Below are 17,418 nucleotides of genomic sequence, written 5' to 3' on the forward strand. Positions count from 1 at the left end.
ATGAAAGAGATAAGGAACTATATTTTACCATTTATTTTTATGATGGTATTTCAAAATAATTGGGGACAACAAACTGCTTTATACCCAGAATATAATTATAATCCGTTTATTATAAACTCAGCGTATGCAGGAATGTCTGAAGGGGCAGAAATTACACTGAGTAATTATGGCTATATAAATAGTATTGAAGGAAGTCCAAAAACATTGTCATTAAGCTTTCACACTCCCATTGCTAGAAAAAAAATGGGAGTAGGGGGAGCCATTTCAAGAGATAAAATAGGGGTGAGTACTTATACAAATGCATATGTAGCTTACTCGTACAAAATATTTTTTGATACAGAAATTGATAGACCATATTGGCAGCATTATAACGAACATGTAATATCGTTTGGCTTAACAGCAGGAGTTCAGCAGTTTCAAGAAAATTTACTAGAGTTAGGTATTACAGATGACATAAAATTTTCTGAAAATATGAATGTAACAGTACCAACAGTAGGTATTGGGTTTTTATATAACCATGCAGATTTTTATGCTGGAGTTTCGTTGCCAAATCTTTTAGGGGATAAACTAGCATCTAGAGACGATTTAAATATATCAAATCCTGTTTATGGTTATTTCGGGTATCGCTTTTTTACCAATCGATTTGAGGAAGTTATGATTAAACCTAGTGTTTTTTTAAAATATGAAGGAGGAGCACCAATGCAAGCTGATGTAAATGTGGCTGTGAACTATAAAAATAAGTTCGAAATAGGTACTGGTTACCGAAGTAGTTCATCAATTAATTTTTTAGCGGGTATTTATGCTCTAAAAAACTTAAAATTTGTGTACTTCTATAATGCAGGATTTGGTGACTCTGTGTTAGGAAATAGCCATGGTATTGTTCTTTCGTATGTCTTTGGAAAAAAACGCAGGTACTAAAGTTAATATAGAGTTATCTAAAACTCCAATTTTTATAATTAGCAGAAGCTTCTAATTGATTTTCAATGTTATCAGGTAATTCAGGAAAAAAATCGATACCCGTTTTTTGTTCTAAATTATCAATAGAAACAACAAAATCAGATAGCGGCTTATTGCTTTCCCTATGAGGAAGTAAGAAAGCAATGGCTTTAATTTCGGGTTGAGTATAATCTAGTAAAACTTTATAAAAATAGTTAGGGACACTTACCTTTTCTTTTCCAATGGTTTTTAAATTAGACTCTAAAACACCACCGGTAACAACATACAAACGATTATATTTTTTAGCCCAATAACGAGTTTTCTGCTCTAATTTGTTCCAAATTCCAGCATTAAATTCGTGGTTTTGCGGAGAAATATTTGAAGTATAAAAAGTTTCATCATGAGCACTTTTAGAAGCACGTCTATCACCAGCAGGACATAAATGCCCTTTGTCGTAACCAGATCTTTTATAATTTCTCCAATCAGCAGATTTTGTCTTCACCTTAGGGTCTACAATAAAAAACGGACGCTTACGATTGATGTAAACAATATCACCCTTATCTAAAGGGTAGGCAACCCATTCGGCTTGCTCGTGTTTTTCGCTATATGATAACTGGTAGCCATTATGCTTTATAATGACCCCAGTTGTTGAGGTAGGAAAGTAGTTGAAGTTATCGATTTCATTACTGGTTGTTTTTGTCGTAGGTTGAGAAGAGCTCTTAGCTTCTTCTTTTTGTTGTAACCAATACCCTACAAGTAAAGCAATAATGGTAATAACGACCTTTATTTTCCTTGAAGTACTCATTTAATTACTTAATGCAATCTCTTTAAAATTTTCAGTTTTTTCAACTTCGTTAAAAATCTCTTGAAATTTAACAGGAGGTACTGTTAGTTTACGTTTCACTAAATCTAACCAAGCACCATAAACAGTAATTATAGCAGATAGTTTACCAGCTTCATTAAAAACTTCATGTTGAATTTTCCAACGTTCACCTTTTCCAGATAAACCGGTAACTTTTAGGTTTACAGTTATATCTTCACCCATGTGAATTTCACGTAAAAACTTGGTGTTTTCTTCAAATAAAATAGGACCTACACTTTCCTTTGTAAAATCTTTAACTGTTATATTATGCTCTTTAAAAAAACGCAAACGTAATTCAGCAGCGTAATCATTATATGCGGTATGACGCATGTGTATGTTGGCATCAAAATCTGCCCATCGTGTTTTAAACTCAACACTAAAACTCATATCAAAAAATTTAAGAAAGCGAATTTACAAATTTTATGCTTTCACATCTAAAGCATCACGAAGTGTATTTCCAATTAACATAAACGCCATTACCAAACTCATAATAGCAATTCCGGGAATAAGAGCTAAATAAGGTTTTCCAAGAATAATGTAATTATAATGATTTTTAATCATAGCACCCCAAGAAGGAGTAGGAGGTTGTGCTCCAATACCTAAAAAACTCAACCCGCTTTCAATTAAAATAGCAGCTGCAAAATTTGCGGCGGAAATTACAATGATAGGAGCTAAAATATTAGGTAAAATATGTTTGAAAATAATTCTAAAATCAGAGAAGCCTAAAGCTTTGGCGGCTTCAACATATTGTTGTTGTTTGGTAGTAATTACTTGACCTCTAACCACACGTGCAACTTCTACCCACATTGTTAATCCCACCGCAATAAAAACCTGCCAAAAGCCTTTGCCTAAAGCTAAAGTGATGGCAATAACGAGTAAAAGTGTTGGAATAGACCAAGTAATATTGATAATCCACATAATGAAATTATCAATCTTTCCACCAAAATAACCAGCAATGGCTCCAATAGGAATTCCTATCAAAAGTGAAATAAAAACAGCAATAAATCCAATAAAAAATGAAATTCTAGCACCAATTAATAATCTACTTAATAAATCACGACCATATTTATCGGTTCCTAAATAAAATGTTTTTTGTTGAATGTACTTTTCATAGGAAGTAGGAAATTCTTTGGGCAGCCCATCAGCATATTTGATAATTTCTAACTGATTGTTTTTAACAGAAAAGGACTTTATGGGTGTTTCTGTTGCTGAATATTGTTTTCCACGCATAAAAACAGAAAACCATGATTGTTCATTTTTAATTTTAGAAGGAATACTAAGCATTTGCATTGAAAAACCTGGAGCTTTAGAGTGAATTTCTAAATGCATTTGATTGGCAGAATTACTGTTATCAGGAGCTAAAACATAGCAAAAAATAGCAATGAATCCGCATAAAACAATATACCAAAAACTAAACATACCTGTTTTACTACGTTTAAATTTTTGAATGGCTATTTGCCACAAAGATGTACCTGCGTTATTGTTCACTCTTTTTTGTTTCTTTCAAGTTAGTGATATCAATACTTGACGGATTTTGAAAAACCTCTAGGTCAAAATATTTTACAGAAGCTAAAATATGATCAAAAATGTTCGCCATAACACGCTCATAATCTACCCAATTTTTTTCTCTACTAAACGCATAAATTTCTAGCGGAATTCCGTTAGGAGTAGGCTCTAACTGACGAGACATTAATAACATATCTTGATTAATTTTTGGATGATTTTGAATATATTTATCTAAATAAATTCTAAAAGTCCCAAAATTAGTGAGGTTTCTACCATTTAGTATAACTGATTTATCAACATTATTCTCGTTATTATATTTTTTAACCTCTTTGCTACTTTCTTCTATATAGTCAGAAATTAATTCAATTTTCTTAAAACGTTCAATATCTTCATCAGTAAGAAAATGAATACTATTTATTTTAATTAAAATAGATCGTTTTATACGTCTACCACCTGAAGTATTCATTGTTCTCCAGTTCTTAAAAGAATCGGAGGTTAAATAATAAGTAGGGATACTAGATATTGTATTGTCAAAGTTTCTAATGATTACTGATGTAAGGTTGATTTCAACCACATCACCATCGGCACCATATTTTTCCATTGTAATCCAATCTCCAATTCTAACAGTGTCGTTTACAGCTACCTGAATACTTGATACAAAACCAAGAATGGTGTCTTTAAAAATTAATAATAAGACTGCTGAAAAAGCTCCTAATGCTGTTAAAAACCGAATTAAAGGCTTTCCTGTTAAAACAGAAAAAGATAAAATAATACCTATAATCCAAAAGACTACCATGAAAATTTGCACGTAACTTTCTAATGGTTTGTCTTTAAAAGCGTCAATAGTTCGTAAAAAATCTTTAATACTAAGTAAAATACTTTTTAAAAACCAAATAATAGAGAATATGATACCAATATTAATAATACGTTCTGCATATAAAAGAAGGTGAGGGAAATCTACTAGAATACCTTTTAGTGAATTAAAAACTATAATAAGAATAACAATTCTTGATAGACTTAAAAAAGCTTTGTTTTTAATAAGCATGTCATCAAAACTAGTTGATGTTTTTGCTGCCATTTTATGAATAGTTTTTTTACCAACATATCTGAATATTTTAAACAATATATAACCTAAAATTCCAAAAATAATCAGATTAGCAAATAAATTTAGATAAATGGCAAGTGTTTCTGAAAGAGAAAAATGCTCTTTAAAAATTCTATAAAAAAACTTGTTTAACATAGTAGTATTAGTTTAAAATCCTGTGATTTCTTCTCCCATTTTTAAGTCGAATTTTTTTCTAAACCAATATACAATAGCATACAAAACAGGAGTGTCGAGAGCTGCTATAATGATTTTGAATAAAAAACCGCTAAGTAAAAGGCTGCCAAAAATACTCCAAGGAAGTATTTTAAAAGAACTCAATAAAAATAATACGGTAAAAGTATCTATAAATTGTGATAAAAATGTAGAAAAATTATTACGAAGCCATAAATGTTTTCCTTTCGTTAGTTTTTTCCAAAAATGAAAAATACGAATGTCTATAAATTGAGCAGCCAAATAAGCTAACATAGAAGCTAATACTGCCAAAGGAGAAAGTCCAAAAACTTTTGTAAAAGTTTTGTTACCAATAGGAGAGCTGTCAATTGCAGGAGCGTAATCAGCAACTAGAATAATTAACATAGAAAAAAAGGAAGCAAAAATACCCGCTACAACAACTTGATTCGCTTTTTTCTTACCATAAATTTCAGAAAGAATATCTGTAATTAAAAAAGTAATAGGGTAAGGAAGTATTCCAACAGATACTTCAAAACGAAATAAATTAAAAGGTTCCCAATAAAAAAATTTCTGAAAAATTAGGTTTGAAGTTACTAAAGAGGCTATAAATAACGAAGCTAAAACTAGGTAAATAAGTTGCGCTTGAGATTTTTGTTGTACAGTCATAAAACGAAGATAGTAATTTTAAAAGTTGTATGTTTGCAGGGTTAAATAAAGAACAAAACAAACAAATGAAAGCGTATATTTTTCCAGGTCAAGGAGCACAATTTACAGGGATGGGATTAGACTTATATGAAAATTCTCCATTAGCTCAAGAACTTTTTGAAAAAGCAAATAATATATTAGGGTTTAGTATTACCGACGTAATGTTTGAAGGTACTGCTGAAGAATTAAAACAAACTAAAGTAACACAACCAGCTATTTTTTTACACTCGGTAATTTTAGCAAAGGTTTTAGGAGATGATTTTAAACCAGAAATGGTTGCAGGTCATTCTTTAGGAGAATTATCAGCATTAGTAGCGAATGGTGTATTGTCTTTTGAAGATGGATTAAAATTAGTTTCAAAACGTGCTTTAGCAATGCAAAAAGCATGTGAAATTCAACCATCTACTATGGCTGCTGTGTTAGGATTAGAAGATGCTGTAGTTGAAGAAGTTTGTGCTTCAATTGATGGAGTAGTAGTGGCAGCAAATTATAACTGTCCAGGGCAGTTAGTAATTTCAGGTGAAGTTGAAGCAGTTGAACAAGCTTGTGAAGTATTAAAAGAAAAAGGCGCAAAAAGAGCGCTACTTTTACCTGTAGGAGGAGCATTTCATTCACCTATGATGGAGCCAGCTCGTGAAGAATTAGCAGCGGCTATTGAAGAAACTACATTTAACGAACCTACTTGTCCAGTATACCAAAATGTAGTGGCAAAAGCAGTAACTACTCCTGCTGAAATTAAAGAAAATTTAATAGCACAATTAACAGCTCCTGTAAGATGGACTCAATGTGTACAAGCAATGATTACTGATGGAGGTGCTGAGTTTGTTGAAGTTGGTCCAGGAAAAGTATTACAAGGGTTAATGCGTAAGATTGATAGAAGTGTAGCTGCTAGTGGCGCTTCTTTAGCATAAATAGTAGATACAAAAAATATAATATAGAAAATCCCGCTCTTTATGGAGCGGGATTTTTGTTTCGTGAAAAAGAGAACTATTATTATTATCTAGCTAAGACACAATCCTCGCAGTCTTTAACTTCACCATAATAGGTTTCTCTGTATTTGTGTACCGTTTCTAACGGTATAATGTTTAAAAACATTTTTTTTATGTAAGTAACATTAGTATGTAGCTTACCCATTTTTTTTGAAAATCGTTTTTCTAAACGTGTTTCTCTCTTAATTTGAATCAATTTCATTATTCTATTATCATTAAATTAGGGTACAAAGCTAAAAAGCTTAAAGCGTGATGTCAATTAATAAACGTTAAAACCTTAAAAATCAACTAATAAATATGTGTTCTTAAATAAGGTGTGTATTATTTTAAGAATATGATAATATGTAGTGGGAATAAATTACAAATTAGAGGCTTAAAAATCCTGTTTTTTTATAAGAAATTATTAATTTCTTATGCCTAAAGTTTCAACTATTTGTGTTTTCTTCGGAGTTAAAAGAATTAAATAAATCAATAAGATTACTCCTAATAGTAAAAAATCTGGTTTTAAAATTAAAATCAAAAAACAAGCTCCTTCAATAATAGCCCATCTAGCTATAGAAGCAGACTGATAAATCGCAAGCTTTTCTTCATTACTAGCATCTTTTTGTACCTTTCTCAACATGTTTTTAAACATAAAGTTACTAGCAACATAAGCTATCGCTGGAATAAAAGCATATAATAACGATGAGTTATCAATAACCATGTTGAACATAATCTTGAAATCACCCAAAATTGTAAAAGCAAGAGTAACTCCAGCAACTAAAGCAAGGTGAATAATTTTTAACGTTTTAATTTTTTGATCCATTACTAAACTTATTTAATGGTGATTGTAATGTTATCTTCATTTTTCCATGTACCATTTTCTAAAGTAATCAAGCCAAATTCAGGGTGAATATATTTATTACCTAATTCAAAATTGTGATTTAAACCATTAATGTATTCAGGAACACATATTTCATGACCATTGGCATCATAAGGTTCGTAACCATCATCACACCTATCTTTATCACAACTAATAGAAATTAAGCTCAAGATTAATAAAGGAAATAAAAATTTGTTTTTCATAGTTGTTATTTAAATTTTGAAGTAGAGTAAAGTTTTTATTAGTTATTGTTTAAACCTTATTGAATTGAGAGTTTTCTCTAATTCTTTTTTTTTGATAATGTGTTGTGTATGAAAGAATTAAGCTTATAGAAAAACCATTTTTAATTATTGAATAATAACTTTGTTTAATGTTAAGGTTACCTTTATTTAAGTCTAAATTCATTCTGTAAAAATCCTGATTGTTAATCATTACTTTTTCAAATTCGGAATCAATATTGTTGTATTCGATTTGAGATTTTTTAAGGAAATTTCGTGAATGAAATAAATAATCAGCTCCATTTTTTATACCAGGAGAAGATTTTAAGTTTTCTGCAATGACCATAAAGCCTGGGTTGTAATCTACAGGAGCTCCTGGTTCATGTTTAAATAATGTTAGTAAATATGCTGAATTAATTTCAGACGCTTTAATCGTTGCTTTTAGATTTTTATTATCGCCGGAAACTAAATCTTTACTTTTTTCAATTAAGTTTTCTGTAGTTTTTTTATCAAGAACAAACCACTTATTTGGAATTGATATTTCTAAATTAAAAAAAGAATTACTGTATATGTCATTCTCTATTTTACCATAATCAAAACTATCATAAGTTTGATTAATATTACAGTTTGTTAATGTTGTAATAATAAAAAGAAGAAGAATAAATTTATTTTTCATAGCTATATTTTTTGTGTTAGATGAAGTCATTCACAGTTTTAGTAATAAAAGCTAATTGCTCTTGATCTAACTCTGTATGCATTGGTAATGAAATAACTTCGTCAATTAATTGATTAGTTACAGTAAAGTTTTCTTCATTATACCTTTCATCTTGATATGCTTTTTGCGCATGTAACGGAACAGGATAATAAATTGCATTAGGAATTCCGTTATCTAACAAATGTTGATGTAGTTCATTACGTTTTCCGTTGGTAATTCTCAATGTATATTGATGAAAAACATGCGTAGTAAAATCACTTATAGTTGGTGTTATAATACTAGGGTTGTTAGCAAATGCAGAAGAATAATATTCCGCAGCTTTTCTACGTGCATCACAATAGCTATCTAATAAAGGTAACTTAGTTTTTAATACAGCTGCTTGAATAGAGTCTAAACGAGAGTTTACTCCAACTACGTCATGGTAGTAACGTTTGTACATTCCATGGTTAACCATTCCGCGAAGCGTATGAGCTAATTCATCATCATTAGTAAAAATAGCACCACCATCACCATAACATCCTAAGTTTTTAGAAGGGAAGAAAGAAGTTGTTCCCACATCTCCAATAGTTCCAGCTTTTTTCTTAGTTCCATTTTTAAAAGTATAATCTGCTCCAATAGCTTGGGCATTATCTTCAATAACAAATAAGTTATGTGCTGCTGCAACCTCTAAAATAGCTTCCATATTAGCACATTGACCAAACAAATGTACAGGAACAATCGCTTTTGTTTTAGGCGTAATAGCCTTTTTCAAAGCTTCAATGTCAATATTAAAAGTATCTGGTTCAACATCAACTAAAACAGGAGTTAACTTTAATAATCCAATCACCTCAACAGTTGCAGCAAATGTAAAATCAGCAGTAATTATTTCATCTCCTTGCTCCAAACCTAAGCCCATCATGGCTATTTGCAAAGCATCGGTACCATTAGCACATGGAATTACATGCTTAACGCCTAAATAGTTTTCTAAATCAACTTGGAAATCACGAACATACGGCCCATTAATATATGCTGAAGAATTTAGAATTTCTTGAATTGAAGTATCAACTGTATTTTTTATTTTTTGATATTGACCTTGTAAGTCAACCATTTGAATTTTTCTCATTTTGACATGATTTTATAATCATCAAAAATACAAACTATCTTTCATTGTTTCGAGTCTTTAAAGAAAATAATAAGAGTTATAATTGTATGTTTTGTATAAGTGTTATACAATATGTTTAATAATGGAGTATAAAGCAACAAAGGTTGAATATTGTCGTTTTGTACAAAAGAGCAACTAAGGTTAAGTAATACTTAATGAAAGAATCTAAACGTAAAATAGCTTTTAAGGTTTTAATAGGTTATGCTACCCTAGCGGTTTTAGCAGTTATTTCAGGAATTCTGTTGTTTTCTGAAATAAAAACATATATAGAAATACAAAAGCAAGGAGTTTCTGATAGAAATAATATTATCCAAACTGGAGGGTTAATTGCTGATATATATGAAAATGAAAATTTAGGGAGAGCTGCTATTCAGTTGAACTCTTATAAACGATATAATGAGTATGTAACAGAGAATAAGTTGTTATTAAAAAAAATTGATTCACTTAACTTTATAGCAAAAGACGTATCAAAAACATCTATTTTAGATAGTATTAAGTTAGTTTTAAATAAAAAGAGAAAAAACATAACCAGTTTAAGAAGGTTAAACCAAAGAAATGCTTCAGAAAAATCAATCAATGAAGCTATAGACAAGTTAGGATCTATAGACTCACTACTCGGGAAAGGTTCAGTAAAAGACCTTGTTGATAACCCAGAAGTTTTTAATAAAAAAACAGGGCTAAGTTTAGAGAGATACTTAAAATTATTTGATAAGGAAGATGAAGAAAAGCCAGTTAATGCTGAAGAACAGAAGCAAATAGACTCTTTAGTTTCCGCTTCTAAAGAAATACTTCAAAAAGCACAAAGAGAAACAAGCACTAAGCGAAGGTTTTTACGGATAAAAGAAAGGGAACTAATTGAAAATGATATCACAATTTCAAGAAAGTTACGGGAGGTTTTAAGTGTACTGGAAAGAGATGTTATTTTTAACGCGAACCAAGCTCATAAAAAACATGAAGAAACACTTGGACGTAGTAGAAACATAATTCTATTTGCTACAGGGGTTGGCTTTATTATAATTGTACTTTTCTCAATTATAATTTTAAATGATTTTTGGAGGAGTCAACATTATAGGCAAGAATTAGAAAGTGCGAATGCAGTAACCTCATCACTTTTAAAAAGCAGGGAACAACTAATATCTATGGTGAGTCATGATTTAAGAACCCCTTTAAGCACAATTACCGGTTTTAGCGAATTATTACAAAAATCAATCGCAAATACTAAAGAGAAAAATTATGTGGTGCATATACAAAATGCATCAGTGTATATGGGGCAGCTTGTAGGCGATCTTTTAGAATTTTCTAAATTAGAGAACAGTAAAATAACCATTGAAGCTATCCCTTTTGATTTAAAGAGAAATATAGAAGAAGTAGCTAATAGTGCTAAAAATCTTGTTCAGAACAAGCCAATTTCGGTAAATGTAAATCATGACGAAAAACTAAATTCATTAATTATTAGCGATCCTTTTAGAATAAAACAGATACTATATAATTTAGTAACTAATGCATGTAAGTTTACAAAAGAAGGCTCAATAACAATAAAGAGTAGATTAAGAAGCGTAAAAGAAAAAAAATATATAGAAATCACAGTAATTGATACAGGAGTTGGAATAGGACAAGATGAACAAGAAAAAGTTTTTAAAGAATTTACGCAAGCACATGAAAAAGAGAACGGACAAAATGGGTTTGGATTAGGTTTGACCATTTCTAGAAGATTAGCAGAGCTTTTAGGCGGATCTTTAACTTTACAAAGTAGTTTAGGAAAAGGTAGTGCATTTTCATTGTTTGTGCCGATCACCTTTGCTGAAGGAAAATCAAATAAAAAAGGAATAAGCCCACAAAATGTAAACCTTAATATTCATGCTGTAGTGGTAGAAGATGATACTTCTTTGAGGGCGCTTTTAAAAAATGTTTTAGAAGGACTAGGAGTAACGGTAACTTCTTTTAGTAATGCGCAAGAAGCACTAAATAAAATAGATAATATTACGTATGATTTAGTTTTAACTGATATACAGCTTCCAAAAATGAACGGTATTCATTTTATGGAAACCTTAAAAAAACACAACTCTTATAAAGGTCAGCCTATTATAGCAATGACTGGAAGAGCAAATTTATCGGAAAGTGAATATGTTAAAAATGGTTTTTCAGATGCTATAATTAAACCGTTTCACTCTAAAAGATTGAAAGAAATTTTACAGCGATTTTTTGAATTTAAAATTCAAGATAAAGATGTAGTTATTACTCACATTGATAATAAAAGAACAAGTAGCTTTGATATTACCTCTTTGAAAATATTTTTGAACAATGATGAGGCAGAGGTAAAGAAAACATTAAAATCCTTTTTAAAAGACACTGAGGATAATTTATTGTTGTTAAAGGAATTTGTAAAGAAAGATGATTTACAAGGGGTTAACAATGTTAGTCATAAAATGTTGGGAATGTTCAAGCAGTTAAAAGCTACTAAATTAATCACTTTTTTAGAGAAGTTTGAGGTGGATAAAGAAATAAATAAAGCCTCATGGAAAGATTTTGAAAAAGAATTAGGTGTCTTTTTAATAGAAGTAAAAGAGTATCTTAACTAATCTTATGTTCTTTTAATTTATTATATAGGGTTTTTCTGGTGATATTTAAAAGTTTTGCCGCCTTGGTTTTGTTGTTTCCAGCCTCATGTAAAGCTCGAATGATGAGTTTTTTTTCATTTTCTTTCGTAGAAAATTCATTAGGCAAACTGTATTGGTTATCAGTGTTTTTTAGCTCTTCAGGTAAAACTTCTTTTTCTATAATTTCAGTCTGAGATAAAAGTGTAGCTCTTTTGATAACATTAGATAGTTCTCGTAAGTTTCCAGGCCAATTATATTGTTGAAATAAAGCTACTACTTCTTGAGAAAATCCAGCAATTGATTTATTAAGTTGTGTGTTAGCTTTCTCTAAAAAGAAGTCTGCATAAAGAATTAAATCATCTTTTCTGTCTTTTAGGCTAGGAACTTTGATGGAGAACTCATTTAAACGATGGTATAAATCTTCTCTAAAATTACCTTTTTCAACAGCTAACAATAAATCTTCATTAGTAGCTGTAATTAAACGAATATCTACCATAATTTCCTTACTACTTCCAACAGGTTTAATCTTTCTTTCTTGTAAAGCTCGTAAAAGTTGTACCTGACTTTCGTAGTTTAAGTTTCCTACTTCATCTAAAAAAAGAGTGCCTCCATTCGCTGCTTCAAAATGTCCTATTTTATCATTTATAGCGCCAGTAAAAGACCCTTTTTGATGTCCAAAAAACTCGCTTGAAGCAATTTCTTTAGGTATGGCACCACAATCTACTGCAATAAAAGGCTTGTCTTTACGTAAGCTTTGAGTGTGAATTGTGCTAGCAACCACTTCTTTACCTGTACCACTTTCGCCTGTAATGAGAACAGACATATCAGTTGGAGCTACTAGATGAATATGTTCATATAGGCTTTTAGAAGCTGCGCTTATACCAGAAACAATGTTAGAGCTTGAAACCTTTTTGTCTTCTTTTTTTGTTTCAGTAATCTGTTCATTTTTAACCTCAAGAGCGTTGCTGATTACTTCTAAAACTTCATCAGGATTAAAAGGTTTAGAAATATAATCAAAAGCTCCTTGTTTCATTGCTTGCACTGCTGTTGAAACCTCAGCATAACTGGTCATTAAAACAACAGGAATGTTACTATCTGTATTTTTACTTTGTTTTAATAAATCAATACCGTTTCCATCTGGAAGGCGTAAATCAGTAAAAATTAAATTATAAGAATGTTTTTTTAAAAGAGCGGAAGCATTTTTAATGGTATAGCTAACCTCTACAGTATACTGATGTCGTTCTAAGAAATGTTTTAACATATTAGAAAAAGTAACATCGTCTTCTACTAGTAAAATCTTTTTCATAAAAAAATGTTTATTCTAAATTGTTTGTGTGATATAAACTCTCTGTAAAAATAAAAAGAGCGTTTTACATGAAAACGCTCTTTTGTCAATAAAATTGAGGGGGAAATAAAAAAATTACTTTTTTGTGTTGCTAACTTCTTTTTCGTCTAGCAAATTACCTTCTTTGTCAGTATAAATGGTCTTACTTACTTTTTCTGCGCTAATTTCTAATTTGTACTGCTCTTTTTCGTTTACAAAAGCTTTGCTTACTGTAGCTTTTGGGAAACTTTCTTTAATAGAGTTTACCAATGCTGCTGGTAATTTATCTAAAGAAATTTCTTGGAACCCATCTGCTACAACTGTATGAACAGGGGTAATAGGAGAAATAGTATTGTTAACTGTTGCGTAAGTTGAAACACCTGCTAAGATTGCTACTGCTAAGATTAATTTTTTCATGATATTAAGTTTTTAAGTTATAATTATTTATTGTTGTAATACTATAAGGGAAATTATGTACGGATTATTTTACTTCTTTTGCGTCTAACCAATTCCCTTCTTTGTCAGCAAAAAGAGTTTTACTTTCGTTCTCTACACTAATTTCTAATTTGTACTGCTCTTTTTCGTTTACAAAAGCTTTACTTAATTTACCTTTAGGAAAACTCTCTTTAACAGATTTTGCTACCGCTGCAGGTAACTTATCTAAAGAAATTTCTTGAAAACCGTTCTCTACAACTGTGTGAACTGGAGTGATAGGAGAAGTAGTAGTGTTTGCTGTTGCATAACTTGAAGCTCCTGCTAAAATTGCTGCTGCTAAAATTAATTTTTTCATGATATTAAGTTTTTTAATTAACGATTATTTTATTGTTTGCTTGTTGTATTGAAATAAATATGCCATCAATCTTTATTAAATCAATGTTTTGGGTTAATGTATTGATATGTAATGTGTTGTTTTGTTTTTGGGTTTGAGAGAGTGCTAATTTTATGTGTAAAAAGTGTGTAATAAAAGAATAAAAGTGTGTAAAAATTACACTATTTACCCAGAAGAGGAACAACAAATAAATCTGTTATCTTTGAAAAAAATCATCCCTAATGAAGTTATTTAAAAAGTCTTTAAAAATTGTTCTATTGTTTTTGGTGCTATTCTGTGTTGGAGTTTGGTTATTCACAAAAACCTTACACCCTACGTATAAAGGAGAATTACAGTTAGCAAACATTTCCAATGAAGTTACGGTGTATTATGATGAAGTAGGAGTGCCACATATCAATGCGCAAAATCAACTAGATGCTTATACTGCTTTAGGATACGTGCATGCTCAAGACCGATTGTGGCAAATGGAACTGATTAGAAGAATTGCTGCGGGTAGGTTAGCTGAAGTTTTCGGGAAAGACTTAGTAAGAGTAGATAAGTTTTTCTCTGGACTAGGAATTGAAGAAGCTGCCGAAAAAACTATTCGAGAGTTAGATAAAAATTCAGAATCTTATAAGCTAACTGAGGCCTACTTAAAAGGAGTCAATCAGTTTATCGAAGAAGGAGCAACACCATTAGAATTTTATTTGGTAGGACTGGATAAAGAAAACTATACAGTTAAAGATGTGTACAATGTTTTTGGTTACATGGCATTTAGTTTTGCAATTGCGCATAAAACCGATCCGTTGCTAACTGAAGTAAAAGAAAAACTGGGTGAGTCCTATGTAAATGAATTATTAAACTCTTTCGATAAGAATTTAACATTAAATAAAACAACGAATAAAAAAGCGATTAAAGCAGAGATGTCTATTGCGGTAAGCAAGATTATAGATCAGTTGCCGGTTGCACCTTTTATAGGAAGTAACTCTTGGGTAATTGCACCACCTAAAACGAAAAATGGTAAGGTGATTTTTGCAAACGACCCGCATATTACATTTTCTCAACCATCGGTTTGGTATCAAAATCACATAAAAACTCCTGATTTTGAAATCTACGGATTTAATCTAGCATTGATGCCATTTCCGTTATTAGGACATAATAAGGACTATGCTTACGGATTAACCATGTTGGCAAATGATGATTTGAACTTTTATGTAGAAGAAAACAACCCTGAGAATTCGTTGGAATACAAAACTCCAGAAGGATTTAAGAAATATGAGTTATTAAACAAACATATAAAAATCAAAGGAGGAAAAGATACTACATATCAAGTTAAAGTTAGTAAACATGGACCAATTATGAACGGATTAATGGAGCATGTAATAGATGAAAGACCAATTGCAATGAATTGGATTTATACGCAGTTGCCTAATCAATTGTTAGAAGCGTCACACAAAATGTCACATGCAAATTCATTAGAAGACTTTAAAACTGGAACAGCAAAAATTCACGCACCAGGATTAAATGTAATGTATGGAGATGCTAAAGGAAATGTAGGTTGGTTTGCATCGGCTAAATTATATCAATTAAGAGATAGTTTGTCTTCTAAAACGTACTTAAACGGAGCTTCTGGGAACGATGAAATTGTAGCGTATTTAGAATTTAAAGAAAATCCGCAAGCGGAAAACCCGAGTTGGAATTATGTGTATTCAGCCAATAATCAACCAGATTCTGTAAGAGGAAAATTATATCCTGGATACTATCAACCAGAAGATAGAGCGAAGCGAATTGTTCAGTTATTAGAACCTAAAAACGATTTTACAAAAGAGGATGTAGCTGAAATGATTTACGATGTTACTTCACCTGTTGCACCAGAAATAGGAGGAGAGTTGTTAGCAAGTGTAGATAAGTCGTCATTATCTCCTTCGGCTAAAAAAGCATATTCGGTGTTAGAAAAGTGGAATGGAGAATATTTAAAAACCAACGTAGCTCCGACTATTTATAATCGATTTTTGTATGAATTTTTAACCGCTACTTACAAAGATGAATTAGGAGATAGTTTTCAGTTGTTTATTGATACCCAATTACAAGATCAAGTATTAGCACAACAAGCTAAAAGAGAGCAATCAGTTTGGTGGGACGATATTTCAACAATTAATAAAATTGAAACTAGAAATGAAATAATAACAACAGCTTTTCAAAAATCCATCACATTTTTACAAAATCAATTAGGAGAGAATGTAGATAATTGGACGTGGAATCGTGTAATTTCTGTGGAGTATGAACACGCCATTGGTAAAGCAGGAGGGTTATTGCGTAAATTCTTCAATGTTGGCCCGTTTGAAACCATTGGAGGAAATGAGGTGATTAACAACCAAATTTTTAAGTTGGACAGTACAGGGGTATATAAAATTCATGGAGGACCTTCAACACGTAGAGTTATTGACTTTTCTGATGTAGAAAATAGTATTGCTATTTTACCTACAGGGCAATCGGGTAATGTGTTTAGTCCGTATTATAAAGACCAAGCACAAAAATATGTAGACGGTGAGTTTGTGAAAATGAGTCTCAATGAGGCAGCTATAAAGAAGAGTAAAAATAAATTGGTGTTTTTACCGAAGTAGTACAATTGTTTATGTGCTAGCGCGAGCATCCTGCTCGTGACGGTATGAGTAAGAGCAGATAAGGAAAGAAAAAAATAGAATATAAAAAAATGAGTAGAAAGTATAAATTTCATAACGAATCAGCAGTATACTTTATAAGTTTTGCTACAGTATATTGGTTAGATATTTTTACTCGACAAGTGTATTTTAATGTTTTAGAAGAAAGTATAGAATATTGTAGAAAAGAAAAAGGCATGGAAGTATTTGCCTATTGTTTTATGACAAGTCATGTACATTTAATTTTTAGGTCAAGCAATGAAGACCCTTCAGGGTTGATTAGAGATTTTAAAGGATTCACCGCAAGAAAACTAATTAAAACAATATAAGAAAACCCACAAGAGAGCAGAAAAGAGTGGCTGTTATGGATGATGGAACGAGCAGGTAAAAAGAAAAGCAATGTTAACAAATATCAATTATGGCAACAACATAATAAACCAATAGAATTATGGAGTGAAAAAGTAATACAACAAAAGATAGATTATATACACAACAACCCTGTTGAGAGTGGTTTTGTAAAAGCTCCTATAGATTGGAAATATAGTAGTGCGAGAAATTATCAAGATGACCAAACAGTTTTAGAGATAGATATATGAGAAGAGAGGTTAAACTGTATAAAGACACAAGCGCGACGCTTGCGCCAGCGGGGGGCAGCTATAAAGAAGAGTAAAAATAAATTGGTGTTTTTACCGAAGAAGTAATAATAAAAAAGAGATGTCATTTCTGTAAAGGTTAACTAATTCGTTGACAAAATCTTATATTTTGTTATGCGTATAAATACAGATGATTTAACTCTAGTTCGAAGCTATTTACAGAAAT

At 31.0% G+C, this 17,418-nt stretch carries 17 protein-coding genes and 1 pseudogene; 5 read left to right on the plus strand and 13 right to left on the minus strand.

Going from position 1 to position 17,418, the window contains the following annotated elements:
- Positions 1-918: a PorP/SprF family type IX secretion system membrane protein gene (locus C7448_RS13375; RefSeq protein WP_115901896.1), complete on the plus strand. Its 918-nt coding sequence runs from the start codon at positions 1-3 to the stop codon at positions 916-918.
- Between the two features lie 13 nt (positions 919-931).
- On the opposite strand, the gene C7448_RS13380 is transcribed toward C7448_RS13375, so the two are convergent.
- Genes C7448_RS13380 through C7448_RS13400 form a run of 5 tightly spaced genes read right to left on the minus strand, consistent with a single transcriptional unit; the run spans position 932 to position 5,246 of the window.
- Positions 932-1,741 carry a DNA/RNA non-specific endonuclease gene (locus tag C7448_RS13380; protein ID WP_115901898.1) on the minus strand — a complete coding sequence of 270 codons (810 nt, stop codon included), beginning with the start codon at positions 1,739-1,741 and terminating at the stop codon, positions 932-934.
- Positions 1,742-2,185 (minus strand): acyl-CoA thioesterase, encoded by a 444-nt coding sequence (locus tag C7448_RS13385; RefSeq protein WP_115901900.1) that lies wholly within the window; start codon positions 2,183-2,185, stop codon positions 1,742-1,744. It abuts the gene before it with no gap.
- A 33-nt stretch (positions 2,186-2,218) separates the two neighbouring features.
- Positions 2,219-3,286, minus strand: coding sequence for an ABC transporter permease (locus C7448_RS13390; RefSeq protein ID WP_115901902.1), 1,068 nt, complete (start codon positions 3,284-3,286; stop codon positions 2,219-2,221).
- The gene (locus C7448_RS13395) at positions 3,276-4,544 is read right to left on the minus strand and encodes a mechanosensitive ion channel family protein (RefSeq protein WP_115901904.1); all 1,269 of its coding nucleotides are present in this window, start codon (positions 4,542-4,544) and stop codon (positions 3,276-3,278) included. The genes C7448_RS13390 and C7448_RS13395 overlap by 11 nt, the downstream gene beginning before the upstream one ends.
- Before the next feature lie 12 nt (positions 4,545-4,556).
- Positions 4,557-5,246: a queuosine precursor transporter gene (locus C7448_RS13400; RefSeq protein WP_115901905.1), complete on the minus strand. Its 690-nt coding sequence runs from the start codon at positions 5,244-5,246 to the stop codon at positions 4,557-4,559.
- A 65-nt stretch (positions 5,247-5,311) separates the two neighbouring features.
- On the opposite strand from C7448_RS13400, the gene fabD reads away from it, so the two are divergent.
- Positions 5,312-6,196: an ACP S-malonyltransferase gene (fabD, locus tag C7448_RS13405; protein WP_115901931.1), complete on the plus strand. Its 885-nt coding sequence runs from the start codon at positions 5,312-5,314 to the stop codon at positions 6,194-6,196.
- 85 nt (positions 6,197-6,281) lie between these two features.
- On the opposite strand, the gene C7448_RS13410 is transcribed toward fabD, so the two are convergent.
- The 5 genes from C7448_RS13410 to C7448_RS13430 form a co-directional block, all read right to left on the minus strand.
- Entirely contained in the window at positions 6,282-6,476 is a 195-nt protein-coding gene (locus tag C7448_RS13410; protein ID WP_115901907.1) for a hypothetical protein, read from the minus strand.
- A gap of 201 nt (positions 6,477-6,677) precedes the next feature.
- The gene (locus C7448_RS13415; protein WP_115901909.1) at positions 6,678-7,079 is read right to left on the minus strand and encodes an MFS transporter; all 402 of its coding nucleotides are present in this window, start codon (positions 7,077-7,079) and stop codon (positions 6,678-6,680) included.
- Positions 7,080-7,087: 8 nt separating this feature from the next.
- Positions 7,088-7,306: a hypothetical protein gene (locus C7448_RS13420; RefSeq protein ID WP_147300540.1), complete on the minus strand. Its 219-nt coding sequence runs from the start codon at positions 7,304-7,306 to the stop codon at positions 7,088-7,090.
- A gap of 82 nt (positions 7,307-7,388) precedes the next feature.
- Positions 7,389-8,030 carry a hypothetical protein gene (locus C7448_RS13425; protein WP_147300541.1) on the minus strand — a complete coding sequence of 214 codons (642 nt, stop codon included), beginning with the start codon at positions 8,028-8,030 and terminating at the stop codon, positions 7,389-7,391.
- Positions 8,031-8,046: 16 nt separating this feature from the next.
- Positions 8,047-9,171 carry a DegT/DnrJ/EryC1/StrS family aminotransferase gene (locus tag C7448_RS13430; RefSeq protein WP_115901914.1) on the minus strand — a complete coding sequence of 375 codons (1,125 nt, stop codon included), beginning with the start codon at positions 9,169-9,171 and terminating at the stop codon, positions 8,047-8,049.
- 194 nt (positions 9,172-9,365) lie between these two features.
- On the opposite strand from C7448_RS13430, the gene C7448_RS13435 reads away from it, so the two are divergent.
- A complete protein-coding gene (locus C7448_RS13435) occupies positions 9,366-11,789 on the plus strand; it encodes a hybrid sensor histidine kinase/response regulator (protein ID WP_115901916.1) in 2,424 nt (807 codons plus the stop codon).
- Here C7448_RS13435 and C7448_RS13440 read toward each other — a convergent pair.
- The 3 genes from C7448_RS13440 to C7448_RS13450 all read right to left on the minus strand — a co-directional run bounded on the left by C7448_RS13440 (position 11,782) and on the right by C7448_RS13450 (position 13,921).
- Complete coding sequence (locus C7448_RS13440) at positions 11,782-13,113, minus strand: sigma-54-dependent transcriptional regulator (protein ID WP_115901918.1); 1,332 nt, start codon at positions 13,111-13,113, stop codon at positions 11,782-11,784. The genes C7448_RS13435 and C7448_RS13440 overlap by 8 nt on opposite strands.
- A gap of 114 nt (positions 13,114-13,227) precedes the next feature.
- The gene (locus tag C7448_RS13445; RefSeq protein ID WP_115901919.1) at positions 13,228-13,548 is read right to left on the minus strand and encodes a hypothetical protein; all 321 of its coding nucleotides are present in this window, start codon (positions 13,546-13,548) and stop codon (positions 13,228-13,230) included.
- Positions 13,549-13,612: 64 nt separating this feature from the next.
- A complete protein-coding gene (locus C7448_RS13450) occupies positions 13,613-13,921 on the minus strand; it encodes a hypothetical protein (protein WP_115901921.1) in 309 nt (102 codons plus the stop codon).
- Between the two features lie 260 nt (positions 13,922-14,181).
- Here C7448_RS13450 and C7448_RS13455 point away from each other — a divergent pair, with 260 nt between their 5' ends.
- Together C7448_RS13455 and C7448_RS13460 are read left to right on the plus strand one after the other, a co-directional pair.
- Entirely contained in the window at positions 14,182-16,563 is a 2,382-nt protein-coding gene (locus C7448_RS13455; protein ID WP_115901923.1) for a penicillin acylase family protein, read from the plus strand.
- An 89-nt stretch (positions 16,564-16,652) separates the two neighbouring features.
- A pseudogene (locus C7448_RS13460) lies at positions 16,653-17,195 on the plus strand (REP-associated tyrosine transposase).
- The last annotated feature ends 223 nt before the right edge of the window (positions 17,196-17,418 follow it).

Source organism: Tenacibaculum gallaicum, assembly GCF_003387615.1.
In the GTDB taxonomy this organism is placed as follows: Bacteria; Bacteroidota; Bacteroidia; order Flavobacteriales; family Flavobacteriaceae; genus Polaribacter; species Polaribacter gallaicus.